23 protein-coding genes and 2 pseudogenes are annotated in these 25,144 nt (G+C 59.3%); 9 read left to right on the top strand and 16 right to left on the bottom strand.

The genetic code is table 11. The features are described 5' to 3' along the window. Positions 1-171: 171 nt before the first annotated feature. On the bottom strand, positions 172-660 hold the full coding sequence (locus ACSQ36_RS08290) for a hypothetical protein (protein WP_436181552.1): 489 nt from the start codon (positions 658-660) through the stop codon (positions 172-174). 935 nt (positions 661-1,595) lie between these two features. Next, positions 1,596-2,590 (bottom strand): IS630 family transposase gene (locus ACSQ36_RS08285; protein WP_436181551.1). Its coding sequence is split into 2 segments (ribosomal slippage): positions 1,596-2,125 and positions 2,125-2,590, totalling 996 coding nucleotides; the frame shifts between segments, so codons are not numbered across the junction. A gap of 80 nt (positions 2,591-2,670) precedes the next feature. On the opposite strand from ACSQ36_RS08285, the pseudogene ACSQ36_RS08280 reads away from it, so the two are divergent. Beyond that, positions 2,671-2,772: pseudogene (locus tag ACSQ36_RS08280) on the top strand (transposase); the annotation flags it as partial. A 10-nt stretch (positions 2,773-2,782) separates the two neighbouring features. Here ACSQ36_RS08280 and ACSQ36_RS08275 read toward each other — a convergent pair. Together ACSQ36_RS08275 and ACSQ36_RS08270 are read right to left on the bottom strand one after the other, a co-directional pair. Further along, the gene (locus tag ACSQ36_RS08275) at positions 2,783-3,280 is read right to left on the bottom strand and encodes an IS5 family transposase (protein WP_286162053.1); all 498 of its coding nucleotides are present in this window, start codon (positions 3,278-3,280) and stop codon (positions 2,783-2,785) included. Then, complete coding sequence (locus tag ACSQ36_RS08270) at positions 3,190-3,600, bottom strand: IS5/IS1182 family transposase (protein WP_062093255.1); 411 nt, start codon at positions 3,598-3,600, stop codon at positions 3,190-3,192. The genes ACSQ36_RS08275 and ACSQ36_RS08270 overlap by 91 nt, the downstream gene beginning before the upstream one ends. Before the next feature lie 84 nt (positions 3,601-3,684). Here ACSQ36_RS08270 and ACSQ36_RS08265 point away from each other — a divergent pair. From ACSQ36_RS08265 to ACSQ36_RS08245, 5 genes and pseudogenes are all read left to right on the top strand, one after another. Then, positions 3,685-4,335, top strand: a pseudogene (locus ACSQ36_RS08265) (IS5 family transposase); the annotation flags it as partial. A 706-nt stretch (positions 4,336-5,041) separates the two neighbouring features. Continuing rightward, positions 5,042-5,899, top strand: a complete 858-nt coding sequence (locus tag ACSQ36_RS08260) for a CmcJ/NvfI family oxidoreductase (RefSeq protein ID WP_436181550.1) — start codon at positions 5,042-5,044, stop codon at positions 5,897-5,899. 52 nt (positions 5,900-5,951) lie between these two features. After that, positions 5,952-6,698: a glutathione S-transferase family protein gene (locus ACSQ36_RS08255; protein ID WP_436181549.1), complete on the top strand. Its 747-nt coding sequence runs from the start codon at positions 5,952-5,954 to the stop codon at positions 6,696-6,698. A 415-nt stretch (positions 6,699-7,113) separates the two neighbouring features. Beyond that, positions 7,114-7,281, top strand: coding sequence for a hypothetical protein (locus tag ACSQ36_RS08250; RefSeq protein WP_436181548.1), 168 nt, complete (start codon positions 7,114-7,116; stop codon positions 7,279-7,281). A gap of 115 nt (positions 7,282-7,396) precedes the next feature. After that, positions 7,397-8,737, top strand: a complete 1,341-nt coding sequence (locus ACSQ36_RS08245; RefSeq protein ID WP_436181547.1) for a tetratricopeptide repeat protein — start codon at positions 7,397-7,399, stop codon at positions 8,735-8,737. 205 nt (positions 8,738-8,942) lie between these two features. Here the strand turns inward: ACSQ36_RS08245 and ACSQ36_RS08240 are convergent, their stop codons facing one another. Genes ACSQ36_RS08240 through tauA form a run of 5 tightly spaced genes read right to left on the bottom strand, consistent with a single transcriptional unit; the run spans position 8,943 to position 13,453 of the window. Then, positions 8,943-9,275, bottom strand: coding sequence for a 4Fe-4S binding protein (locus ACSQ36_RS08240; RefSeq protein WP_436181546.1), 333 nt, complete (start codon positions 9,273-9,275; stop codon positions 8,943-8,945). A 15-nt stretch (positions 9,276-9,290) separates the two neighbouring features. Further along, complete coding sequence (locus ACSQ36_RS08235; protein ID WP_436181545.1) at positions 9,291-10,832, bottom strand: FAD-dependent oxidoreductase; 1,542 nt, start codon at positions 10,830-10,832, stop codon at positions 9,291-9,293. Further along, positions 10,829-11,671 carry a taurine ABC transporter permease TauC gene (gene tauC / locus ACSQ36_RS08230; RefSeq protein WP_436181544.1) on the bottom strand — a complete coding sequence of 281 codons (843 nt, stop codon included), beginning with the start codon at positions 11,669-11,671 and terminating at the stop codon, positions 10,829-10,831. Before tauC ends, ACSQ36_RS08235 begins: the two co-directional genes overlap by 4 nt. Further along, positions 11,668-12,447, bottom strand: coding sequence for a taurine ABC transporter ATP-binding protein (locus ACSQ36_RS08225; protein WP_436181543.1), 780 nt, complete (start codon positions 12,445-12,447; stop codon positions 11,668-11,670). Before ACSQ36_RS08225 ends, tauC begins: the two co-directional genes overlap by 4 nt. Positions 12,448-12,451: 4 nt before the next feature. Beyond that, positions 12,452-13,453, bottom strand: coding sequence for a taurine ABC transporter substrate-binding protein (gene tauA / locus ACSQ36_RS08220; protein WP_436181542.1), 1,002 nt, complete (start codon positions 13,451-13,453; stop codon positions 12,452-12,454). A 318-nt stretch (positions 13,454-13,771) separates the two neighbouring features. On the opposite strand from tauA, the gene ACSQ36_RS08215 reads away from it, so the two are divergent. The 3 genes from ACSQ36_RS08215 (at position 13,772) to ACSQ36_RS08205 (ending at position 16,234) form a co-directional block, all read left to right on the top strand. Continuing rightward, positions 13,772-14,488 (top strand): GntR family transcriptional regulator, encoded by a 717-nt coding sequence (locus tag ACSQ36_RS08215; RefSeq protein ID WP_436181541.1) that lies wholly within the window; start codon positions 13,772-13,774, stop codon positions 14,486-14,488. Between the two features lie 7 nt (positions 14,489-14,495). Beyond that, the gene (locus ACSQ36_RS08210; protein ID WP_436181540.1) at positions 14,496-15,734 is read left to right on the top strand and encodes a DUF1116 domain-containing protein; all 1,239 of its coding nucleotides are present in this window, start codon (positions 14,496-14,498) and stop codon (positions 15,732-15,734) included. 86 nt (positions 15,735-15,820) lie between these two features. Then, entirely contained in the window at positions 15,821-16,234 is a 414-nt protein-coding gene (locus ACSQ36_RS08205) for a RidA family protein (protein ID WP_436181539.1), read from the top strand. 32 nt (positions 16,235-16,266) lie between these two features. Here ACSQ36_RS08205 and ACSQ36_RS08200 read toward each other — a convergent pair whose 3' ends face one another. The 7 genes from ACSQ36_RS08200 to ACSQ36_RS08170 form a co-directional block, all read right to left on the bottom strand. Further along, positions 16,267-17,898: a dipeptide ABC transporter ATP-binding protein gene (locus ACSQ36_RS08200; protein WP_436181538.1), complete on the bottom strand. Its 1,632-nt coding sequence runs from the start codon at positions 17,896-17,898 to the stop codon at positions 16,267-16,269. Continuing rightward, positions 17,895-18,671 carry an ABC transporter permease gene (locus ACSQ36_RS08195; RefSeq protein WP_436183126.1) on the bottom strand — a complete coding sequence of 259 codons (777 nt, stop codon included), beginning with the start codon at positions 18,669-18,671 and terminating at the stop codon, positions 17,895-17,897. Before ACSQ36_RS08195 ends, ACSQ36_RS08200 begins: the two co-directional genes overlap by 4 nt. 80 nt (positions 18,672-18,751) lie before the next feature. Continuing rightward, complete coding sequence (locus tag ACSQ36_RS08190) at positions 18,752-19,693, bottom strand: ABC transporter permease (protein WP_436181537.1); 942 nt, start codon at positions 19,691-19,693, stop codon at positions 18,752-18,754. A 15-nt stretch (positions 19,694-19,708) separates the two neighbouring features. Continuing rightward, positions 19,709-21,364, bottom strand: coding sequence for a TIGR04028 family ABC transporter substrate-binding protein (locus tag ACSQ36_RS08185; protein ID WP_436181536.1), 1,656 nt, complete (start codon positions 21,362-21,364; stop codon positions 19,709-19,711). A gap of 39 nt (positions 21,365-21,403) precedes the next feature. Next, a complete protein-coding gene (locus ACSQ36_RS08180; protein ID WP_436181535.1) occupies positions 21,404-22,258 on the bottom strand; it encodes a VOC family protein in 855 nt (284 codons plus the stop codon). Positions 22,259-22,618: 360 nt separating this feature from the next. Further along, entirely contained in the window at positions 22,619-23,932 is a 1,314-nt protein-coding gene (locus ACSQ36_RS08175) for an acyl-CoA thioester hydrolase/BAAT C-terminal domain-containing protein (RefSeq protein ID WP_436181534.1), read from the bottom strand. Between the two features lie 50 nt (positions 23,933-23,982). Continuing rightward, a complete protein-coding gene (locus tag ACSQ36_RS08170; RefSeq protein ID WP_436181533.1) occupies positions 23,983-25,095 on the bottom strand; it encodes an ABC transporter substrate-binding protein in 1,113 nt (370 codons plus the stop codon). Positions 25,096-25,144 lie beyond the last annotated feature (49 nt).

The raw sequence follows: 25,144 nt of genomic DNA, 5'->3' as shown, positions 1-25,144 counted from the left end.
CAACGAAAGGTTTCTGCTTTCACATCCTCCTTCCCAGGCTTTCCCTGGCGCGATGATATTTCCCTCTCATCGCCCGCGCCCAGCCTAAACGTAGCGGTTCCCGAACGTCGCTGAGATATGGCGTGCCACTTGCCCTCAGACAGGCCCCTCAGGTGAAATCGCATTGAAGCTTTAGTCGGACTTACTGTCGGGTCTCTTTAGTTCAAAAGAATCCGAACCGTTTTTGCGTTTCTCAATCAGCCTGTTAAATCGCTCGCTAGCGTGCACAACAGCCTGAAGCCGCGTTTCCCGCAATTGTCGATCATGCTCGTTGACGATGATGGTCAGGTTGTCGATCGCAAGATCGTCGATCAACCAATCCCCCGTCGCTTTACCTCTTTGAATTAAAGCTGATAAAGCGCGCTCGCCTCGATCCAATACCTCCCGTTCGATTTGCCCGAAGCCGGCCTCTTCTAGGAAACCTGTCAGTAAAATAACTTGAACCAGGCACTGGGCAGTGGTCGAATCCCCTTGGCCGCGACGCAGTGTTTCCAAGGCGATATGAAATTGCAACGACAACTGGTCCGCAGCCGTCCGCTCCATTGGCAGAAACAGAATTCTCTTTCGCCTCGATTGGGTCGCAAGGCTAGGTCGTTTGGTTTTCTCTCTTGAGGCAGGCATAGCCAGCAGCTCCTGTCGAGTTGCTTATCAATAAACGGTGCGCCACCATGACAGATAGGCCGATGCCGTGATTGCAAAGACCAACGCATCGCCTGAATGAGGGCGTTCAACGTTAGTCTAGATCCAGCATGCTGAAAAACCCTGCACGGCCGCGTGCCTGTCATGTCCATTGCTAGATTTGCGTGGATGCATCGTCAATGAAATGAACCAGCATCCATTCACGTTTTCCAGATCGCTAGCGCTTCGCACTTATAGGTTTTGTATATCACCTAGCGTAGTTAGCGCGATGAGGCAAATAGCGTGACTTCCGTTCGTTGATAAAACACGTCGTTATAACAGCATTGCTGCGTTCAGCGTGAAGTACCGCGTCCATTACGACCACAGATAGGTGACCGCATACACCGGCTATGTCGTGCAGGTCCGGTCTCAACTAGTCGATAATGTATCTGCGAACATTCCGCGCGCGTTACTATCTGAATTTAGTACCAAGCTAATAGTGAACCATTTGCCATTAATCGGCAAGATAAGACATCTGCGGATCAGCTAACCGGATCGCACTGTGCCTACCGCTGCCCCGCTATCGGCATCTGATGTGGCGTTGTGCATATATCTGGCGATCAGTCCGGCGCGTGACGTTCGGGTAACGGTCTTGGTGCTGCCTCTGTTAACTCGTGGAGGAACTGCGTAGATTCTCGATATTTGGCGGGAAGATGCGCAAGGACAAACGCAAGAGCCGTGAGCCTAAAGGCGTCTATCGAGTCAGGAACTGGCCGGAGTACAACGCAGGGCTGTGTCGCATGAGGCAGCTTGACCATGTGGATCGACGAGCCCGCCTTCAGGAGTGAGAGCGCTCAAGCGCGGCAGGCCGCAAGTCTACTCGGACGCAATCATTCAGGCCGTGCTAACGCTTATTGAGACTTCCATAATTCATGACATTACCAGAGCGTAGCCTGCATCCAGCACGCCGCAATGATCGAGGGTCGCTTTTGAGCGCTCTTGAGTTTGTTGCGCGCGGTGAACTGCAACTCGCTCAGATCGTTAGGACAGTAGTTGGCCAGTGCGTGTCGCTTGAGCCATGCCCACAGATATTCGACCGGATTGAGGTCCGGGGCATAGGGAGGAAGAAAGGCGATTTGGATGTGCCCGTTCAGTGCATCAAGATAGTCGCGCACCAAGCGGCTGCGATGCGCCTTCAAACCATCCCAGATGACCAGCAGAGGTTGCTTGAGATGGGCCTTGAGTGCTTTGAGAAATTCGACGATCTCTTCCTTGCGGATGCTGCCCTCGTGCAATCTGAACAAACAGTTGGTGCGCGTGAGTCCGGCGATCACCGAGACGTGATTCCAATTGAAGTGAAATTGGATGACCGGCGTCTGACCCTTGAGCGCCCAGGTGCGCACGCGCGTAGGGCGCTCGCTGATTCCGGACTCGTCTACAAAGACAATCAGTCGACCTTCTCGACGGGCTTTTTTTTGAGAGCCGGCCACGTACTGCGTTTCCAACTGCGCACTGCATCTTCGTCGCGCTCGATGGCCCGCTTCTCAGGCTTTTGCACGCTAAAGCCCAAGGCGCCCAGGATTCGCCAGATTTGCGTTTGGCCGAACTTGACGTCGTACAGCCGTTCGATAAGCACTCCCACACGCTTGAGCGTCCAAAGCTCTGTACCAAAGCCGTGCTCGGTAGGCTTTTGCAGAATGGCTCGGCGCAAACCTTCCAACTGGGACTCGTCCAGTCCGGCAGGACGGCCCTTCGATGGCACGCTACGCAACGCTTCGATCCCGCCTTCATCGAGCAAGGCCTTCCACGTGTACACGGTTTGCCGGGCCACCCCCACTTCGAGTGCGACTTCGGCAGGCTTTTTCCCCTTGAGCAGCAGTCGCGCTGCACGCAATCGTTTCTTTGTCGCCTCATCCGATAGCCTCTTGACCATGCCTCATACCCTCAAACAGTTCATTGAAGATATAACGCCCCGGGCTCCAATTGGTTGTCATGTTTTACGGAAATATCAATAAGCACGTTTATCATTTGACGCTTCGAGCCGCTCAGGGCTTTGTGCAAAGTCTTCGTGACCTTGCGATTGCGGACCTGCCTGTGCTCAACTATACGACGCTAAGAGGGCAGTTCAAAAAGGCTGCTCAGTTCGGCTGAAGATGTTCCAGCAGACGAGTGAGCAGGCTAGTTTGAGGAATGCTTCGTGAATGTCAGATCGGCGCTCGAAGCGAATGCGAAGACGCCGGAAACCATGGAGCCACGAATGAGTCCGTTCAACGACCCAACGGAACTTGCCGAGACCGCTGCCGTGTTCGGTGCGGCGCCTGGCGATGACCGGTCTGATTCCACGCTCGCGAAGTTGGCGGCGATGCGAGTCGGAGTCGTAGCCACGGTCGGCGTAGATGACCTTGGGTTTGCGAAGCGGTCGGCCGCGTGTGCCGCGAATCGGCGGGATAGCGTCGACCAGCGGCAGCAGTTGCGTGACATCATTGCGGTTCGCGCCGGTCACGATCACGCTGACAGGAACGCCGTTCGCGTCTACGAGGACGTGGTGTTTGGACCCTGGTCGTGCGCGATCGGTGGGGTTTGGCCCAGTTTTTGGCCCGCCCCAACGGCTCGCACGGACGATGAATCGACAGCCGCATATGAGAAATCGAGCTGGCCAGATTCGCGCAGCTTGTCGAGCAGTAGCCCGTGCAGCTTGTCCCACACCCCGGCCTGCTGCCAGTCGTGCAACCGACGCCAACAAGTCGCTCCAGAGCCGAAGCCCAACCGGGTCGGCAGATGGTTCCATCGCATTCCTGTCTTCAGCACAAGCAGGATGCCATTGAGTGCTGCACGGTCCGAGACCGGCAACCTTCCAGGGTATCGCTGGCGTCGCGGTTTGGGCGGTGGAAGTAGCGGTTCGATCAGTGCCCACAATTCGTCATCGATGATAGGTGCCGGCATTCCTTGATCCGTTGTTCAGGTATCCAAGGTTAACCGTTTCGTGGAAAAGTAAACAGCCCTTCCGAGCTTTTTTTGAACTGGCCTTTAAGCCGCCGAGCACAGGAATTACAGGTGACGTTACCTGAAATGTCGAGCGGCGACCCGATTCATCTGGTTGTCGATAGTACCGGCGTGAATCTCTACGGCGAAGGCGAATGGAGGGTGCGCAAGCACGGCTACTCCAAGCGGCGAACCTGGCGTAAGGTCCACCTCGGGCTGGACGTGAAGACGGGCCAGATACGTGCGGCGCTGATGACGCATCAGGACGTCGACTAAGCAAGTGCATTGCCCGGTTTGTTGGCGCAGATCTCAGCCGATGAATCCATCGATACGATAGGCGGTGGTGGTGCATACGATACAAAGCAGTGCCACAAAGTGATCGCCGGGCGCGGTGCTACGCCCTCCATTCCGCCACTCGAGGGCGCGAAACCTTGGTCTGAGGGCACGCCCGGAGCAAGCTGGCGAAATGAAGCGATCAACGGTATTGCGCGAGATGGCCAAGGCGATTGGAAGAAGCGCAGCGGTTATCACCGACGTTCGCTGATCGAAAATGCGATGTACCGGTACAAAACGCTCACGGGGAATTGTCTTTCTGCGCGCTGCATTGGTTCACAAGCGACGGAGATCGCCATCCGTGGTGGCATCGTCAACCGCATGGTCACACTTGCACGCCTGCAGTCCGTGCGTATTTTATGAATTTAAGATCGCGGGTGAAAGCCCGCCTGCACCGTCGAATTTTGCAACAACGCCCTTAATGAGTCGCTCATACAAACGGCGCAAACGGGTTAGTGTCGGGATCCAGACGTCCTTGAAACGTCGATTTGCATCCAACGTCCGCCTGCTAGCGATAGTGCGCGTCAGCGCAAAATCATCGTAGCAAAGAGGGCTGCTGTGGCTAAAGAAGTAAAACAGATACTTATAGGCAAACGGTGTATGTCGTGGAAAGTTTCACCATGCACGTTGTCAAACGTGGCTACCTTGGATCCCGTCACGCTAACGACGGCCGGCATGGCATGTGGCATGCCTCTGCCGCTCATTCCGTCACTCAGTCATTTTTATGCGTAGTACTTTGTAAAGCTATTCTGTACGTCCCACCTTCCTTACAACAAGAAACGCATCCCGAGAGCCAACGCGACGGGATTCCAGCGGTTCGATCGTTCCCATGGGGATAAGCGCAGCGATCGGTTCGACCGATGCCGAAGGATCCGTCGCCAGTACCAAGCACGGCGCGACGTCCACGGGCGTGGGTCCGGGCTATATCCCGGACCGTTATGCTAAACGAGTGCTAAACGATCAACTATTTGGTCGTTCCAGGAACATCCCTGACGATCTACAATATCCAATTCGCTGCAGCGCGCGGCGCCTATCTGGAATAGGGACATTTGCCAGCCACAGGTGAGTCATGCCGATTGAGCTTGTCACTAATTCGATACATCACCTCGCCGACTCTACTCGTACGGTGCAAGCGTATCTGGAGTTCACCAAGCGGACGGGTGAAAAGCCCTACTCGTATGCCGGAGAGCCGCCCGCAGGTGTACCGCGAACCCGGGGCGAATACCGAGGGCACGCGGTTCAGGTGGAAGACGCACGACCTATTGCCGACCGTCTGAGCCTCGACGTCGAGGGCGTTGCGGTGGTACAGCGCGCTTCGGTCGTGCGGGGTTTCTGGGACGAGGCTCAGACCCTCGCCCTCGGTCATCCGGAGACGGCGCAGTTGGTGAAGGACATAACTGGCGCATCGCGCGTCGTGGTATTCGACCACACGCTTCGCCGCCATCAGGAAGGCGCCGCCGATCGCACCCCGGACGCGCTACGCCAGCCGGCCAAGCGTGTTCATGTCGATCAGACGATCCTGTCGGGTCCTAAGAGGGTCCGCGAGATCATGGGCGAGCAAGCCGATGCGCTCCTTACTCGACGCGCCGCAATCATCAATGTCTGGCGGCCGATTGCCTATCCGGCGCGTGACTGGCCCCTGGCTGTCGGCGATGTGCGCACCATCGACCCGGACGACCTGATCGCCGCTGACCTGATCTTTCCGCTACGCAAGGGCGAGACTTACGGCGTCGCCTTCAACCCAGCGCAGCGCTGGCTTTACATCCGGAATCTGCAATTGGACGAAGCCCTGCTGATCAAATGCTGGGACTCTGATCCATCGGTCGCACGCTTTGCGCCGCATACCGGGTTCGAGGATCCTACGACACCGCCCGGCACGCCGCTCCGGCAGAGCATTGAATTCCGCACCATCGCCTTCTTCGATTAACGGTTGGACGCATCGTGCCGTTTGCGGCAGATCATCAAAAGGAAGCAACCTCGTGATTGAAGTCCATTACTGGCCGACCCCGAATGGCAAGAAAGTGACCATCCTCCTCGAGGAGTTGGGTGTTCCATACACGATTGTCCCGGTGAACATCGGCCGCGGCGACCAGTTCAAGCCTGATTTTCTCGCGATCAGCCCCAACAACCGAATGCCCGCCATCATCGACACTGAACCGAAGCGCAATGGCTCCCCTGTCAGCGTATTCGAATCCGGAGCCATTCTCTTCTATCTGGCTGAAAAAGAAGGCCGCTTTTGGCCCCAACAGGATGTTCACGCCAAGTATGAGGTAACGCAGTGGGTGTTCTGGCAGATGGCCAACCAGGGACCAAAATTCGGCGAACGTGGTCACGTCTCAAGGGTTCCCGAGAGCGCGGGCGACCAAACTTACGCCAAGCGTAGATTCAACGATGAAGTCCACCGCCTCTATGGGGTGCTGAACAACCGCCTCTATGATCGCCGTTACCTAGCCGGCGACGAATACACGATTGCGGATATTGCGTCCTACCCCTGGACGGTTTCCTGGCAGCAACAAGGCATCGACCTGGACGAATTCCCCTACTTCAGACGCTGGTTCGCGGAACTGTCGGAACGGCCAGCGGTGCAACGAGGTTTGGCCGTGACGGCCGGTGAGCCGGAAGATCCCAGCAGCGTCACACCTGAGGAACAGGAACGGCGCCGCAAGATTCTTTACAACCAGCGCGCCCGTCCTGCGCCCCCCATTGCAGGCGACAAAGCCCGCTAAGACATTCCAGACCTCGTCGGCGCGTCAGACCTAAATATCTGCGGTTGGATTGTTCGAGCGAGCGCATATCGATGGCAGCGCGCTCGAACAGCCGCGCAGTTTTTGCCGAACAGGGTGCACCCGAATTGCTGTCGGCGATGGGTCGTGACCAATCAAAGCGTTAGGACTATGCAGGCGTTAAGTAGGCAGGTAGCGTCTGGCCGTCCATGCCGGAAGCGAAACACGTACGCGCACCGCAAAGAAGCCGCACTGCTATCGATATGCGAAAAAGTTAGTTCGACACTGCCGCACGATTGCGGACACTCAAAATGTTCAAATCGACCCGCCGACAATCATGAAGGGACTTGGATATCGCCCTCATCGAACGCTCGATGACGCCACGGAAAACGCCGCCATACCATCGGATCCGCACTGCGTGTCCGTTAGACGGGTAGCCACCGTGCTGCTGCTCGCTGCACTTCTCGCGTGCATCGAAAGGGAAATTGCGGGCGCAACCGATGGGTCGCTCCTGGCCATTTTCACTGGATACGTTGGCGGCGATCTACATCATCTCGTGTCGATCCTGCTCAACCGCAGCCCATGATGCTACCGTCCAACGTACCGAATCAACTGGTCACATCGGGTAATGGGCAGCACGCAGGCTGTTATGCCGCTGCAAGGCAAAGGCTGCCGCACGGCCGCAACCCGGGAACACGGTGATGGCTGCGGACGCCCAGGGCCTGCCGGTGACAGCGTCGAACGAATCTGCTATCGCGCTGGATTGTGCCATCTCCGACTACTTCGGCTGGAAGGGCGATCCCGTCACCGGATTGCAAAGTGCGGTGGGCGAGGATCCTGGCTTCGGTCTGGGCAGTAGCGTCATCGCTTCGCTGTTCCTGCTGGGCGGATTTCGTGGCGATCATCCTTTCGTCACCACCGCCCTCGGCGCGGCCGAACGCGCAAGCGCCGGCGCGACCTCGCGCGAAGTTCTCCACTTCGCTGCTGCCCGGGCGTTGGCCGCAGGTGAAATCTCCAATGCGATCCATATCTGGGAAAGCATTCTGGTCGACTACCCGACCGATGCATTAGCACTGCGCTTTGCGCACGACGGTTATTTCTGTCTCGGTCAGTCGCTCAGCATCCGGGATTCCATCGCGAGAGTGCTACCGGAATGGGACCCGCAGGGTGAAAACTACGGTTATATCCTCGGACAGTATGCGTTCGGCCTTGAGGAGGCGGGCGAACTACGTCGTGCGGAAGAAGTCGCTCACGCCGCAATCGCTCGCAACGACGGGGACGGCTGGGCGATTCATGCGATCGCACACGTACTTGAGGCCGAAAGCCGGCAAACTGAAGGTATCGTGTTCCTCAAGGCTACGCGCCCGGCCTGGCGCCGGGCCCACGCGCTCGCCGTCCACAACGGCTGGCATCTTGCGCTCTACCTGATCGAGGAGGAGCGTTTTGATGAAGTGTTGGCCGATTACGATCAGCACGTTGTACCAAAGCTCGCCGGTGACTTCCTGCTCGATCTCGTCGATGCTTCGGCTCTGCTCTGGCGACTGGAACTGGCGGGGGCCAATGTTGGAGACCGCTGGAGCCCGCTCGCCACCCAATGGTTGACCCATGTCGACGATCATGTGCTTGTATTCAACGATCTGCATATTGCGCTCGCTGTCTCGCGGGCGGGCGACCAGCTGGGCGTCAAACGCCTGCGCCGCTCCCTTGATCGTTACGCGCGTGACGGCCGGGGCGATAACCGCGACATTACCGCCGACGTTGGTCGTCGGCTGATCGACGGCGTACTCGCTTTCGCCGAAGGCGCCTACGCCCGCGCGATCGAACTCATCCTGCCCGTGCGTTATAACGCGGTACGCGTCGGCGGCAGCCATGCCCAGCGGGATCTCATTACGCAGACACTGATTGCGGCGGCCGAACGCGCCGGCCAGCTCAATCTGACCCGAGCGCTCCTTGCCGAACGTTTTGCCGTGAGGCCGACCGAACGCACCAGACGGCATTATGTGAGAGCCGGCGGGACCACCGTCGCGCATACGCTCCGGTAGAGAAGAACCCAATAGATGCCGGAAAAGCCGGTCTCAACGTTGAGCGTCCGACCGTTGCGATCTTCGTGATGACCGCTCCTTTTCCGTGGCAGTCACGACCTATTTACTTTGGCCTATGCCTAACTCCAAAGGGAGGGATTCGTCCATCACATCAGCGCCACGTGTTTGACGATTTTGGTGCAATCTATACTGGCAATACGTATTTTCAAGTCACGCCGATCTCGAACAGACGATGCGTCAGATCATTTTCTGTTCCGCCAGCACGCGCTTTTTTCCAGCCGAGGGCGCGCGCGTAGCTGCCCATCAATCCCTGTTCGATGAGCGTTTCTTCTGACACCGTGACGTGCCCGTCGGCGCACGGGTCGACATACATGGCATCCACGGGACAATATAGTTCGCACATGAAGCACGTTTGACATTGGTCCGGCCGGGCGATGACGGGTATGGCGCCATCGACTGCGTCGAAAACACCTGTCGGGCATACCTCCACGCAGCGATTGCAGGACGTGCAACGGGACTCGCTGATAAGTTCGATCAAGACCGTTTTCCTCGGCTAGTTCGCAACAGCCTCTGTTACGAACGTAAATGTATCGATGCCGGCGACCACTTGCCGGTAATGCTGGGCGTCCGAGCGCGCGGGAAAATCGGTGCGCTGATGCAGGGCCCGCGATTCGGTGCGGCGCAGCCCGCTTCGATACCCAAGGCGGGCCACGTAGAGCATCGCGCGTGCGGACCGCGCGTGCGCGACCGGTGCAGCATGGTCCGCGGGCTCATGCCACGCGCGCTCAAGCGCGTCGAGCGCAATGCCAAGACCCGCTGCGTTGCGAAAGAGATTGGTTTGCAAAGACCAGACGTATTGTTCAACCACCTGACGCGAGAGCTGCGGATCGGACAAGACAGTCATGTCCGTCGCGGGCCGCAATGGCACGGGAGCGTGAGAGCGTTGTGGAACCGCGAAAGCGCTGGCGGCAGCGCCTGCCCACGCTCCCGTCACGATCGCCCATGCCGAGTTAGGCGACCCGCCACCTGTCCGGCCGCCGACCACAACCTCACGGGAGGTCACATCGCCTGCCGCATAGAGGCCGGGCACGTCAGTCGCGCAATCCCGCCCGCTCAGCCGGATGCCGCCGGTCCCGCGCACCGTGCCCTCAAGCAGCAAGCTGATCGGAAATCGCTGCGTGAAAGGATCGATGCCCTTGCGATCGAAAGGCAGGAATGCATTGGCCTGGCCGCTGCGCAGCCAATGCTGAATGTCCTTGCTGGCGCGGTCGAAAACGGCGAACACCGGTTCCTCGGCCAATACTCTCGCGACCGAAACGAACGGCTCGTCGTCGATGATGGGAATCTCGCTGCCGTCCTCGCGCGAGTAGGTGCTCCACACGAACGGGAGCCCTTTGGTCACGGACGAGTGACTGGAGGCCAGCCCATACTGGTTAGAAAACTCCATGCCCGAAAACCGCGCACCCGCCTCTCCCGCTGCAAGATGGCCGTCGCCGGTGCACACATTCGTGCCGAGCGCACCGCTCATGAACGCGCAGCCGCCCGTAGCCATCACGGTGGCGTTGGCCTGGACCTGCCATCGGCCCCCGTCCCTCGACACACCATGAGCCCCCACCACGCGACCCTCATAGTCGAGCAAGCCGAGCATCGGACTATGATCAAGAATCTGCACGCCGGCCCGTTTGATCTGCAAACGCATGAAGCGCATGTAGTCGGGTCCGCGCAAGGTCGCGTAGTTAGTGACGCCCGCTTCCGTCTTTGGTAACGGATAGCCAAGTTTGGCCAGCAAGTGGAGTTGCTGCACCGCGCCCTGCAGGAGCGCGTCAGTCCAACTGCGTTCGCTAAGGCTCCCGCCTGAAAGGAAGCGCTCAGTGAATTCGGCTTCATGGCGCGCCGGGTCGCTGACGTACCAGACGTTGTTGTTCGACGCCGCAGCCGCGCCGGACGTGCCGCAATAAGCCTTGTCCGCGAGCACGACGCGTGCGCCCTGGCGTGCCGCGCTTAACGCGGCCCAGGTGCCTGCAGGTCCCCCGCCGAGCACCAGCACGTCCGCCTGAAGAACAATGCTTGCCGCTACCGGATGCGCATCGCTCATGCGTGTCCTTCCCATGGCACCAGCACGCGCTGGAGATATCGCAGTCCCCATTCGAACAGGCCCGCAATCAACGCAATAACGATGATGCCCATGATCACCACGTCTGTGACGAGGAACTGCGCCGCCGACTGGATCATGAAGCCAAGGCCGCGCGTCGCGGCGATCAGCTCCGCCGCAACCAACACCGACCAGCCCACTCCGAGGCTCACGCGAATTCCTGTCAGCACATCTGCAGCGGCTGAAGGCACGACGATATAGCGAATGAGCTGCCACCGTGTCGCGCCCAGCGCCTGAGCGCCACGCAACCGGCTTTGCTTTACCCGTCGCACGCCTTGCTGGGTGGAGATGGTCAGGGGTGCGAAAATCGCCAGCCAGATCAGCAGGATCTTGGAGGGTTCGCCAATTCCACACCAGATCACGATCAGCGGCAGGTACGCAAGCGGCGGCACGGGCCGATAAAATTCGATCAGCGGATCCGCAATTGCGCGCGCGGTCGGATTGAGCCCGATCAGCACGCCAAGCGGCACGGCGGTAACGACCGCCAGCGCGAGCGCGGCAAACACGCGCGACAGGCTCGCGACCGTGTGTTGCCAGAGCGTGGCATCGCTGAAACCATTCACGGAGACATCGACAAACTTGCGGGCTACCGCCACTGGCGAAGGCAGGAACACGGGACTCACGAGCTGAAGCCGGGTAGCGATACTCCAGAACGCGATCACGGCCACGACGGTCGCAATACTGATCAGCCGGTGCCGGTTAAGCGGCAAACGACGGCGCGCCGATGCAGAGGGCTCCAGGCGGGACGCCGGATAGCCGGCCACCTGCTCGATATCGCTCATGGTAGTTCCTCTTCGTCGGCGAAAATCTGGCTTTCGATGTCGTCGCGCAGGCGCAAGAACGCCGGATCGGCCTTGATGGCGCGAGACGTTTCTCCCGCGACGAAACGCTCGCCGAAATCGAGCCGCGGGACCGAGGCAATCCGCCCGGGATTCGCGCGCATGAGGACCAGATCGGTCGCCATGAACAGCGCTTCGGAAATGTCATGCGTGATCATCACCATGCCCTTGCCGCATCGTTTCCAGAGCGTGAGCAAATACTCCTGCATCTTCAGCCGGGTGGACGAATCAAGTGCGCCGAGCGGCTCGTCGAGCAGCAGGAAACGGGGATCGACAGCGAGCGCACGGGCGAGTCCCACACGCTGACGCATACCGCCCGAGATCTTCCAGAGCGGGTACCGGGCGTAAGCGGTCAAGCCGGTCAGATCGAGCAGCGCAGACACGGTCGCGCGCCGCTGCGCCTGTGGCGCGCCAGCGAGGACCAGACCGAAACCAATGTTCTGCTCGACGTTCTGCCAGGGTAGCAACGCATCGTCCTGGAACACCATACCGCGCTCGGAACCCGGTCCCGTGACCGTCTTTGCGTCAAGACTCACGGTTCCCGCCGACGGTGCGATGAACCCCGCGACCACATTGAGCAACGTGGTTTTGCCGCAGCCGGACGGACCGAGCACGACGGTAAAGCTCCCGTCGCGCAGGACGAGATCGAGCTCCGAAAGAACCGTGTGCGGTCCGCGCGGAGTATCGAACGCAACGCTGAGCGAGTCGATCCGGATCATTGCATCACTTCCCTTCTGCCTGCTTTACGTAAGACGCCGTGACGGTCGGCGCATAGTCAGGCAGAACGGCATCCACGCGCTTTTGTTCCTTGAGGAACGCGGACGTATTGGCGAGCGCCTTGGCCGTGCCGCCTCCAAGCAAGGCCGGTGACGTCTGCTCACCAAGCAGCGGGAAAGACGTGCCCTGCAGTAACGCAGGCAGGTCAGCGGGGTCTGAACCGCTGATGCGCGCAATCTCCTTCACCTGCGGCGTATCGGCGTTCCACGTCGCACCGTCCTGGCGATAGACGGCATTCTGCGCGCCTGTGACCTTCGCGAAGCTGACGAGGAAATCCGGATGGGCCTGCGCGAAGTCCTTGCGGGCAACCCAGGCGAGGAACGTGGGCGCGCCCCATTTGCGGACATCCGCCGATGTGATCAGGACCGTGCCCGTCTTCGCGATCTTGCCGAGCGCGGGATCCCATATATAGGCGGCATCGATGTCGCCGCGTTGCCATGCTGCGGCAATTTCCGGCGGCGCCAGGTTCAGGATGGTGACCTTGTTCGCCGGAATGCCCCAGTGCTTGAGTGCTGCGAGCAAGCTGTAGTGCGTGGTTGAGACGAACGGAACTGCGACCTTCTTGCCGATCAGGTCCTCCGGCTTCGTAATGTTGCTGCCGTTGCGCACGACCAGCGCTTCGGCGGTGCCGATCTCGGCGGCAATGAAGAAGGTTTCGAGCGGCAGGCCTCGCGTGACGCCCGCGGCAAGCGGACTGCTGCCCGTGAAGCCGACCTGTACGTCGCCCGACGCCATGGCTGCGATTACGTCGGCACCATTCGTGAATTTGCGCCAGTCGATCTTGTAGCCGCTCGCCTTCTCATAGAGCCCTTCCGCTTGTGCAATCTTGGACGGCTCGATGTCCGTCTGATAGCCGATGACGACTGTCTTTTCGGCCGCGAGGGCCGCCGATGTGAAGCTGGTCGCCAACGCCAGCAGCGCGGCTGCGCGGATCAGATGCTTGAACATGCTTTACAGCTCCGTTAGTAACATGCAGAAAGGCGGATGAATAAGCGCACGTGAATCAGGTTGTAATAACAACGGTCCGGGTATTGCAGTATAGGAACGACCGAACTCGGATTCAAAGCAACGAATCCTCACTTACTTAGCGGTTTTATAGCTTTAGACAGCCTGTCTCGAGACACTGAGATTGATGTATTCGCGATCCCTCAGCAGGTATAAAAGCCGTTAAACTTGTGTTGGTTTCTTTTTTGTTGTCATAACATCTAAAGCGATAACTTACCGTCAATGCTCATTCAGGATTCCACTTCCCCCTTGTACAAACGTGTGAAAGAACATCTTTGCGCGCGCATGCTCGACGGCACTTATGGCCCCGAGACACAACTTCCGACCGAACAGGCGTTGTGCGACATGTTCGAGGTGAGCCGCATCACTGTCCGGCAGGCGCTTGAAGAGCTGCGTCAGGAGGGCCTCGTCAAGAAAGTGCATGGACGCGGCACGTTTGTCTCGCCGCCGCGTGCCTATCAGAACGTGGACGCCCTGCAGGGATTTTCCGAGGCGATGGCGCCGCTGGGTCACAAGGTCAGCAACCAGCTCGAAGGCTTGCGTTACCTCGAAGCACGCGAAGAGATTCGCTCACGGCTCGATATGGAGGAAGGCGCCCGCGTTGCCGAGATCAAGCGCGTACGGTTCCTGGACGGAGAAGCCATCTCGTTCGAGACCACCTATATTGGCGAACCGCTCGCGAGACAGTTAACCAGCGCCGACCTCGCGACCCAGGATATCTTTCGTCTTCTTGAAGAACGCAGCCAGGTTCGCGTCAATCATGCGAACGTTGCAATGGATGCCATTCCCGCGGACGAAGAAACCGCTGCTGCCTTGGGGCTTGCGCCGCTTACTCCAATACTGAGAATCGAGCGGCATGTGTTCGACGCACACGGCCATCCAATCCTGTTCGAGTACCTGCACTTTCGCGGCGACGCGTTTCAGTACCGGATGCGTATCGACCGTGATCCTGCGTCAAAACGAGCCGCACAACGATGACCTTCCCATGAACAAGTCTGCCAGCGTTAGTTATCCTGTGGATCCTGAGCGCCGACGCATCGCCAACCAGAAAGCGGTGGAACGCATCGGTGCGACGCAGCCAGTGCTGGCTGGCTGTGAGCGCGCGGCCAGCGCACTGAACCTCGCTGACGGCGAACTCGGCCACGCCGGTCCGCCATTCGACGAACTCGCCGAGATTCCTGCCCCGGTACTGAACGCCTTGGCCGGCGCAGCGGTGTACGAAGGCTGGGCCGGCACCCTGGAGGCAGCACGATCAAGCATTCTGCGTGGCGAAATCCGCCTGCGTGCCAACCATGACCTGGGCACCGTCTCGCCAATGAGCGGTGTCGTGCGGCCCAGCCAGATCGTCATGCGCATCGAGAACCGTGCAGGTCCAGGGGTCAAGTATGCAACCCTTGCCGAGGCAGGCCGCCGCGTGCTGCGCTTTGGCCGTTATGACGCGCATGTGGCAGGAGGGCTCCGCTACCTGGACGATGTGGTCGGACCCGCGATCGCACGTGCACTTTCGCCAGGCGGAATGCCGTTGTTGCCACTCATTGCAGAAGGGTTGGCGTTGGGTGACGACGTGCATCAACGCAACGTCGGTGACATGTTTGCATTCGCGCGTCATCTTACAAGCCTCGAGAATTCCGTACGCTCCTGGCTGCTTGGGAATCCTCAGCATTTCCTTAACTATGCGATGGCCGCCGCAAACCTTGCCCTTGATCAGGCGGAAGGGATCGCTGATAGCACCATCGTCACGGCGATATCGCGCAACGGGTTCTCGTGCGGCGTGCGCGTGGCCAGCATGGGCAAGCGCTGGTTCTGCGCGCCGGCAACAATCCCTGATGGACACTTTTTCGCGCCGCATTCGCGCGAAGACGCTCAACACGATCTTGGCGACAGTGCGATCATGGAAACCTTCGGCCTTGGCGGCGCGGTCGCGCACTGCTCGCCGGAACTTGCTCGCATCATGTTGCAAGACTGGCCGTCATCAGAAGCCGCAGGGCGTTCGATGCGGGGGCTGTTCTGGTCCGCCCATCCCCTATTCGCGCCTGCCTTGGCCGGAACGGAAAAAGCAGGACTCGGCCTTGATGTACAGCGAGTGGTCGACGAACAAAGTCCCGTGCGGATTCACACCGGCATCGCCCACCGTGACGGCGGGACGGGATGGATTGGAATCGGCGTGGCGAGCGTCCCACTCAGTTGCTTCGAGCAGGCGCTTAGTGCAGTGGCGGAGTCATGAGCACCCTGCCCTGTGGCCGTATGTCTTGAACAAAAGTAGCCGCTGTGACCAACCCCCAGCACCCCTCATTTCTAAGCACTCGTTCTATGTCCGCAGATAAAATCCACCACTTTGTAGCCGATGCCAGCCCTCCGCCGCCGTCCTCACTGTATTCGCATGCGGTGCAGGCAGCAGGCTGGCTATACGTCACCGGACAGCTTCCAACGGACCCGGATGCGCCCACCGCAGCGCTTGCTCACGGCGTCGAAGAGCAAGCGGATGTCTGCTTCGAGAACCTCACCCGTATCTTGCGACATACCGGATATGGTTACGAGGATGCCGTATTCGTGCGCATCTACCTCAGCGAGTTCGACCGTGATTTCGCCGCGTTCAACGCGGTCTACACGCGCTATTTTCCGCAAGACGGTGTCAGCCTGCCCTCTCGCACTACCGTCGGCGTGGCGCGCCTTGGCAGGGCGGCGCTCGTCGAAATTGATCTGGTCTGCTATCGACAGCCCTGAGCTCGTGCACCTGCGCCTTGCCTGGGAAGATATCAAGCCGCATGCAGGTCCGGGGCCTCAGGAATCGCCAGAATCAACTCGCGCGTGTAATCGCTGCCCGGGTGCTGAAACACCTCTGTCGTAGCGCCGAAATCCACCTGCTGCCCCGCGTGCAGAACCGACACCGTATGTGCAAGCTTGCGAACCGTGTCCAGGTCGTGCGTGATGAACAGGTAAGTCAATCCCAGCTCTTGCTGCAATTGAAACAGGAGACTCAGGATCTGCGCCTGTACGGTGACGTCGAGGGCGGAGGTGGCCTCATCCAGAACCAGAACGGCCGGATTCAATATCAGCGCGCGCGCGATGGCAACCCGTTGCCTCTGTCCCCCGGACAAGGCCCGAGGTTTGCGTTGCAGCACTGAGAGCGGCAGGGCGACGCGCTCGGTCACGGCTTCCACCTGACGTTGCCGTTCTGCCTTCGGCGGTCGATCGAAGTTGAGCAGTGGTTCTTCGATCAGTTGGAACACCGTCTGGCTCGGATCAAGCGACGTGAACGGGTTCTGATACACCAATTGAATCTTCCGGCGAAACAGACGCAACGACTCTCCCCGCAACGCGCTGACATCCATACCCTCCACCAGGATCGTTCCGGCGTCGGGCTTCTGAAAGCCCATCAGCATCCGCGCCAGGGTCGTTTTTCCGGACCCGGACTCGCCCACCAGAGCATGCGTGGTGCCGCATGGAACCGAGAACGAAACTTGATCGACGGCCCGCAATGGTGCGGTCCCCTTGCCTCCGATCGAGAACAGTTTGCTCAAACCCGTGATCTCGATTGCTGGCGCGCTCGCAGCGGCGCCTCGATTGGAAATGGCTGGCGTTGCAGGGAGGAATGACGTCCGGCTGTCCTCAAAAAGCTTCCGGGTATAGGCGTGTTTGGGCGATCGGATAATGGTTTTCGTGTCGCCTTGCTCGACAATCTCGCCTTGGCGCAAAACCACGATCCGGTCGGATCGCGCTGCCGCCACCGATAAATCATGCGTCACGAACAGCACGGCAGTTCCGGTAGCAACACGCAGTTCATCCACCAGGTCAAGAATGCGTTTTTGCACGGTCACGTCGAGCGCGCTGGTCGGCTCGTCGGCAATAATCAGTTCGGGCTGGAGCGCGACGGCAATCGCAATCAGGACACGTTGCTTCATGCCGCCCGACAATTCGTGCGGATATTGTCTGGCTCTTTGTTCCGGGTGATTCAGCCCAACCCGGGTTAACAAGGCCAGAACCCGGGCATCGCGCTCCTTTCTCGACAGACGCTCATGCAATTGCAGGATCTCTCCGACCTGCGTGCCGATGGTTTGAACCGGGTTGAGCGAACTGCCGGGATCCTGAGGAATCAGGCTGACGTGTTTTCCGCGCAGGCCATCCAGGCGCTTGTGCGCCCACTGCGTGATATCGACACCGTTGATGATGATCCTGCCCGTTTCGCGCTCCCCGTTTTCCGCCAACAGCCCGATGATGGCTTGCGCCGTAGTGGTCTTGCCGGAGCCGGATTCCCCCACCAATGCGACCACTTCACCCCGGTTCACCGTCAGTGAAACGTCGTGTACCACGCGCTTTTTCGTGTGACCGTCGCGATAGGCGATGCTGAGATTTTCAAGCGCAAGGACCGGTATGGACGAAGTGCTCATCGGCGGTCTCCTGAGAATGCATGACTGATTCGATTCGCGGCAAGGACCACGGCAATGACGGTGATGCCGGGAAATATTGTCAGCCACCAGGCTGTCGAGATGTAGTTACGTCCTTCCGCAATCATCAGTCCCCACTCCGGGGTGGGCGGGGGTGCGCCGTAACCCAAAAAGCTCAACGTCGAAATCGCAAGAATCGCATTGCCGAACTGGATAGCCGAGAAGGCGAGCACGGGCGTCAACGAGTTGGGCAGGATGTGCCGCCACAGAACCGACAGAAACGTCCCACCGCTTCCGTAGGCCGCTTCTACATAGTCGCTGTAGCGCACTCGTGCCACTTCAGATCGGGAGAGACGCGCGAAGTTGGCGACTGACATGATGCCTACCGCGATGGCCGCATGGATCGTGCCGAAACCAAGCAAGATGATGATGCTCAAGGCCAGAAGCAAGCCGGGGATGGACAGCAGGACATCCACGATACGCATGACAACACCGTCGGCACGTCCGCCCAACGCCCCCGCAACCAGCCCTAGCGACGTCCCCACGACGAGACCGAGCGCGACGGCCACGAAGGCGCTGCTCAGGGAGTACGAAGCACCCCAGACGATGCGCGCGTAGACGTCCCGCCCGAGCTGGTCCGTACCCAGCCAGTGTCCCGCTTGCGGCGATAACCGCTGCGCGCCGGCAATGCCTTCGGTACCGCTCCATTGTGTGCACGCACTCGGAAACAGCGCCCAGAGAATCACCGTGGCCATCACCAGACAAGCCAGTATCATTCCCGGCGACCCCGTTTTCGAGCGGAAGAAACGCTTGCCGGGCGATGAAGGTCCACGAGAAACGCCGAGATCAACGATGCTCATGGGACAGCCCTGTGAAAAGCTTTTAGTCGAGGATCCAATGCCAATGAAATCAGGTCGACGAAGAGATTGATGAAGACAAACGCGGTGGCGGACAAAATGACGATAGCCTGCAATACCGCCACGTCCTGATTATTCACGGCCCGTTGTGTCAGCGCGCCAAGACCACTCAAGCCAAAGACAGTTTCGGTGATCAATGCGCCAGCGAGTACTTCGCCGAACAGGAGGCCGGCAACGGTCAGCGCGGGCAGCACGGCGTTTCGTGCCACGTGATGAAAGAGCACGCGACGGTAGCTCGCTCCTTTCGAGCGCGCGACGCCGACAAACGGTTGTAGCGCCACCTGATCCAAGCTGCGGATCAAGATTTGCGCAAGCGGCGCTGAAATGGGCACGGACAGCGTAATGACCGGCAAGATCATGCCAACCCATTTCCCGGGGTCGATCACGCGAATCCATCCCAGCCTGAAGGAAAACACCTGAATCAACGCGATGCCCAGCCAGAAGGTCGGGATCGAGACAAATAGCGACGGCAGCGTCTGCAGTGCATTGCGTAACCAACGCAGGCCAACCAGATTTGATGCAAAAGCGATGAGCACCGCCCATATCACCGCCAGTAAAAAGCCTGGCAACGCCAAACGCAAGGTGGCCGGAAGGTTTTCCGCCAGTAACTCGCTGACGGGAACGCCTGCCTGTACCGAATAGCCGAAATTGCCCCGCAATATTGCGCCTAACGTATGGACATACTGCTCCCACAAGGGCGTTGCAGCGCCATACGCTTCACGCATTGCCTGGATTTGCTGAGGGCTCAACCCCAGGTCGGGATTCTGAAACTTGATCAGTATTGCGTCGCCCGGAAGAACCTGTAGCAATACGAACGAAACCGTGAATGCTGCCCACAGTACCAGCAATGCCTGACCAAGTCGGTGGGTGAAATAGCGCATCGTGCCAGCCGCCCTTTAATGTTTCGCGATCCACGCACCGTAGAAGCTTGGGCGGCCAACCGCCTCGAAACTTAAGCCCTTCAACCAAGGCGCACCGGCAAAGACTTGAGGCTCCTCGAAGATAGGAATTACGTATGCCTGGTCGATCAGATAACGTTGGGCATCGCCCGTGAGCGCAAGGCGTTTCTTCGGGTCAGTTTCAGCAGAAATACTCTCCAGTAAGCCATTGAGTTTATCGTCACGAAAGTTTTTCACCTTACTGCTTGATCCGCCCTTTTGCAGCAATGCATCGCGGTTGGTGGGATAGAACTGGCTCTTGATCACGTCGGGGTCTGCACGTCCCACTTCGGACACGACGAGCGCCGTTTTCAGCGGATCGAGATTGTCGACCGTCTTGCTGCCGGCATCGCCGGCGAGCACGTTCAAACTGACACCGATCTGCTTCCACTGCTGCGCGACCAGTTGCAGCACTTCCTTGTTCTGCGGCTGGGGAGTTGATTCAAAAACGGTCAACGACAACCGCTGCCCGTCCTTTTGCCGGATCCCGTCACTGCCCGGCTTCCAGCCCGCTTCGTCGAGGAGCTTGCGGGACAGCACCGGATCGAACTTTAATTTATCCGACAGATCCACGAACCCTGCAGCAGACCGGGCAATGACCGACGATGCCGGCGGATAATGAGGCGAGAACAGCGTGTCCACGATCTGTTTGGTATCCGTAGCATGCAACAGTGCTTCCCTGACCTTCAGATCGGCCACGAGCGGATTATCGGGGCGAAAACTGATGCTATCGTTCACGCCGCGCGTGGCTGCCGCATAGATCAGGAAATGTTTCTGGGTCGCCTGGCTCTCATCGTAGGCCTGGACCTGACGCACGGCCCCGGCTTGTCCAGCAAGCAACGCACCAATACGAATGCTGTCTTCCGGCGTGACGATGATCTTGATCTCGTCCAGATTCGCCCGGCCTTGCTGGCTGATATTTTTGGGACCCCACTTATAGTCCTTGCGCACAGTGAGATCCACTTCACGCCCAAGCTTTTCATCGTTTACGACAAACGGACCTGAGCCAATGATGTGGCGGGCCTCACCCAGGGCCTCGAAATTCCGGGCCAGCGTGCTCAGCGAAACCAGCCCGGAGCCGATCGTCGAGGTCCCTTGCAGGAACCCCGGAGACGGCTTCTTGAAGTAAAACTTGACGGTCAGTGGATCAATGACTTCACTGTGATCGTAGTTGTTGATCACCTCGGACACCGGCAGATGATGTTCCTTGTCACCCAGGCCATATGTATCGAAATTTTTCGCCACGGCATTGGCGTCCAATGGCGTGCCGTCGGAAAAAGTCACGCCCGGGCGCAGCTTGAATGTGTATTCCGTCTTGTTGGCATTGCTGCTCCAGCTCTCGGCAATCCACGGTTGTACTTCCAGCGTGTCCGGGTTCTGCCGCGTCAGCTTGTCGGTAATCTGATTGACGATCCCGCCGTTGGGATAGAAACCGGCTGCCGGAGGGTAAAGATTTGTGTGTGGCTGTTGTTCCAGATAAACCAGGGTGCCACCCTGTACCGGCGTCGCCGCCGCGGTGGCGGCCACAGCGGAGCCCGTCGCCGTCAAAAGAACAATCGATGTGCCGAAAACCCGTGCGCGCCCCATGGCATTCAGGCGAAAAAACGACTGCATGTTGAATCCCTTTAGTGACTATTGAGCAAGGTCCCGGAATCAGTGCGGTGCACTGATGAATTGCACTGCCACGCCCACCGCCTCTGCGGCACGAACCACGACCGTGCAGTCCCTTTGTTCCACGAACGACACCTGATTACGCGCCAGCAGCGCGCGAAGCGCGTCTATTGAACGAACTTCAAATGTGAGGGCGACGTTGCGTTCACTGCCGTCATTCGTGGTTTCAACTGGACCAAAGCGTGCCTGCGCCGCTGCCGGCGTGATGAACTGCACGCGTGCACGCCCCGCTTGAAAGGCGACGCCGTCATCGATCGTTTCCAGAATCAGTCGCGAACCAAAGAGCTGCTGGTAGAGCTTCGCCGTATGAGCGGGATGCGCGGACCTGACGATGAAGTCTGTTAAATCAGTGACGCCGTTGGCATGCGTCTGCCACTCGTCCCGCCAGACCAATTCCGGTGTGAGATGCTCGCAAAAAAGCGTCCGGCCGTTCCTGACCAGCTCGGCACCAAGACGTACCGTGCGAAACCGTGCCTCTTGCATACCCGTCGAAATTTGCACCGGTCGATGAAACGCTCTCGGCTCCTCGGCACGCAAACCTGCCGCCTGAATTTCGCCAAACAGCTTTTCAGCGTCGGTGGTCGTGAACACCAGGCCATTCAAGCCTTTTGGTGCGTTCACGACATCCTGAGCTGAGTGCGCGTTTTTCGGTTCGAAGCCCAATAACTCAAGATAGTTTTCCTGGAAGATGGAAAGATGGTTACTCGTCCCCAGCGAATGATGACCGCGCTCGGTCAGCGTAAAGCCAAGCTTCTGCCATTGAGTGCTTGCTTCGTCGAGTTCGCCGCGGACATTGATAACCACATGATCGAGTGTAGGAGCGAGTGTGACGCTCACGATGGTCGACTCGTAAAGCGGCTGGCGCCGAGCGTAAGCGGTGATCGCGGATGGCGATTGAATCGTGAGAGCAGGGGCATCGATCTGGCTCCTCCAGTGGGGTGGGCGTCAGGCATCATAATCGTGCTCCTTGAGGCGGAGAACCGATGTTTTGTGCTATCGATATCCCGGTTCGGACGCCAGAAATGAACCGACACCTGTCACTACCGGACGTCGCGATGCGCAAGCCGCTGCAAGGCATGCTTATTGGCGCGCGGGTTCAGAGCGATGTTGAGAAACATGCCGCGATTGAAGGTTCATCCTGCCCGCGGGTCGTCCTGGCTCAAGTGCAATCCCATGCTGAGGTTAAGGATTCTCCGACTAAAAGCACTTGTGGTCCCGCACGGCGGCGTCAAGAAACTCAAGTACCTTAGGCCAGGAATCTTCATTGGCGTGCGCGTTGGCTTCGGGCGTGCCGCCGGCCGTGAGGTCCACCTTTGCCACGGCGTGAGGCTTGACGATACGCGTGGTCGGTACGAACGGAAACTGGATCGAATGCCCGGCGCCCTCGTATCGTAAATGCGTGGCCGGATGCGGGTGTGCCGCCGACCGGATACGTTCGACGATAGTGTCGGCCATATCGGACGAAGGCCAGAAGCCATCGTCTGTTCCTGAGAGCAGCAGGACTGGTCCTGTGATCTTTTCCACTGGAATACGAGCCCGCTCAACGGCGTCCGGGTCACGCAGGGCGGAGACGAAAGCCGGCGACTGGCGCACAGGTGAAACGGTGCTATTGAACGCGGACCAGTCAGCCGTGCGATTGTCTTCCCACACAATGGGCAACGGCGTGTCGTCCAACGTCCACGCCGGCGAGGCTGGATGCTCGCCCGGTTTCCCCGCGCGCAGCGTGCCGTGCACCACTGAACTCGGCACATAACCGATAATCGCCGAGACCTCGGCGCTGAACGTCGCCCCCACCAGCAGCGCGAGTTCAGCGCCGCGTGATTGTCCCGTCAACGCAACGAAGCCATGGGCAGGCGCCAGATGCTGGCGCGTCCAGGCGAGCGCTTTCTTGAAGTATTCGAGCGGTGTCGCGGAGATGTAATCGGGCAGGCCCGGCGCCTGGAAATATCCCAGCGCAAAGCCGGCATATCCGTGCGCGGCAAAGAGCGCCGCGCGAGCTTCGTTGATGCCGCCGCCCGAGCCGTTCAGCACGATCACTACCGGATGCGACCCCTCCCCGGCCGGACGAAACAGCGTGCCGACCAATCCCTGTGCGCGGATCTCCTCGCGTAACACGCCTCCAGCCACTACGTCCTGGATGAGGGACGCAGAGGCACTCGTGCCACCGGCTGCGCTCGCATGCAATTCGATCGTCCGCGGATCGATCGCTTCGTCGCCACGGACGGTCTCCTTACCCTCTTCCAGCGCGAGAGACCAGATCAGGCCGCTCGCCGACGCCTGCCGGTAACTACTGCCTGCTGTCGGCACAGCACGGCCAAGGTCGAGCGAGCCATCGTTATCCACGATAAAGCTCGCGTGGCTACGCCAGACGCTGCCATCGGCACGTGTCAGCGAGGCGCTGATCTTGACGGGTTGATTCGGCTGGAATTGCGTAAGCCGGATGCTGCGCGGTACATCGATCAAGCCGCGCACGGGTTCGACTATTAGCGCGGGTTGTATTGCTGTCGTCATGTCTGGTCCCTTGTCGTTGGCTTTGTCGTTGCGATTGTCACTACGCCGGATCAATGCGCGGCGCGGGCTTGATTGCGAATGGCGTTCGCGTCGAACTTGCTGAACTGCGGCACCAGAGCGTTGGTGAAAAGCGTATCGACCGGCACATTGGCCGACGCGAACTGTTCGTCCGCCGCCATCTGTTTCACGAACTGATGGATAACAGTCATGTCGAATTCGCCCGGCGTGCGCGGGCTGCCATCAGCCGCGAGCATCACACGTGCGAGCCTGCGACGCACCAGCTCCTCGGCGTTCTTCAGGTTGGTCGCGGCGTCGCCAGTCTTTGGCCGCGCTTCAGGGTGCTGTCGCCAGAAGGATTCAACGCACAACTGCAGGTTGGCGGAGCATGCAATCTGGGCTTCACTGTAAGCGCGTCCGAATCGCGCATACAAATCAGGATTCGACTTCAACGCGTCGGTATTGGCGATGAAGCCGTTGCCCGCCATCTGCCCGAAAGTTCCTGGGTACTGGATCCGCCGCAACGGCGTACCCGAAAGTTCCAGCATGTCGTGCCAACTGCTGTTGTAATTCAATGCGTCGACCTGTCCCGTGTTGAGCGCATGAAAGCCCGAACCCAGCACGCCGACCGGCACGATGTCATAGTCGGTCTTGCCGAGCCCAGCTTCCTTGAGTACCGCTCGCGAACTTGGGATCGTGCCCCACGTCAACGCGCCCACGCCAATCTTCTTGTTCTTGAGGTCGGCGAGCGTCTTGATCGACGAGCTCGCGGGAACTGCAAACTCCATCGTGTACACGGGCGTTGCGTTGTAGAAGTAACGCACGGGGAGATCCGTGCGGCCGGCAGCGTAGGACGCCAGGATAGGATCGACCACCGGGAGGCCGATCGTTGCATGTCTGGAAGCCACTTGCGGCACCAGTGCGCCGGCGCCCTCGAACGTCAGCGTCTGCACCTCAAGATTCTCTTTTTTCCAGATACCGAGTTCATTGCCTATCGTCCAGATGCCTCCGTCGGTCACGGTGGGCGGTATGGCAAGGGCGACCGTCACGGCATCGGCCGCGAAGGCGGGAACGGCCTGTACCGCGCAAGCCAGAGCGGCGCTCGCAAGCGTGGCCCTGAGCGCACCACGTGTCCTATGCCGCAAGCGTACTTGATGAGTTTGCAATTTCACTTTTCCTTGAAAGGACTTGATGCGGAGCAGACACGGACCGGGA

This window comes from Caballeronia sp. LjRoot34 (assembly GCF_964253815.1).
Classification (GTDB): Bacteria; Pseudomonadota; Gammaproteobacteria; order Burkholderiales; family Burkholderiaceae; genus Caballeronia.
The sequence above is the reverse complement of the archived record's forward strand: the minus strand, read 5'-3'. Positions and strand labels throughout refer to the sequence as shown.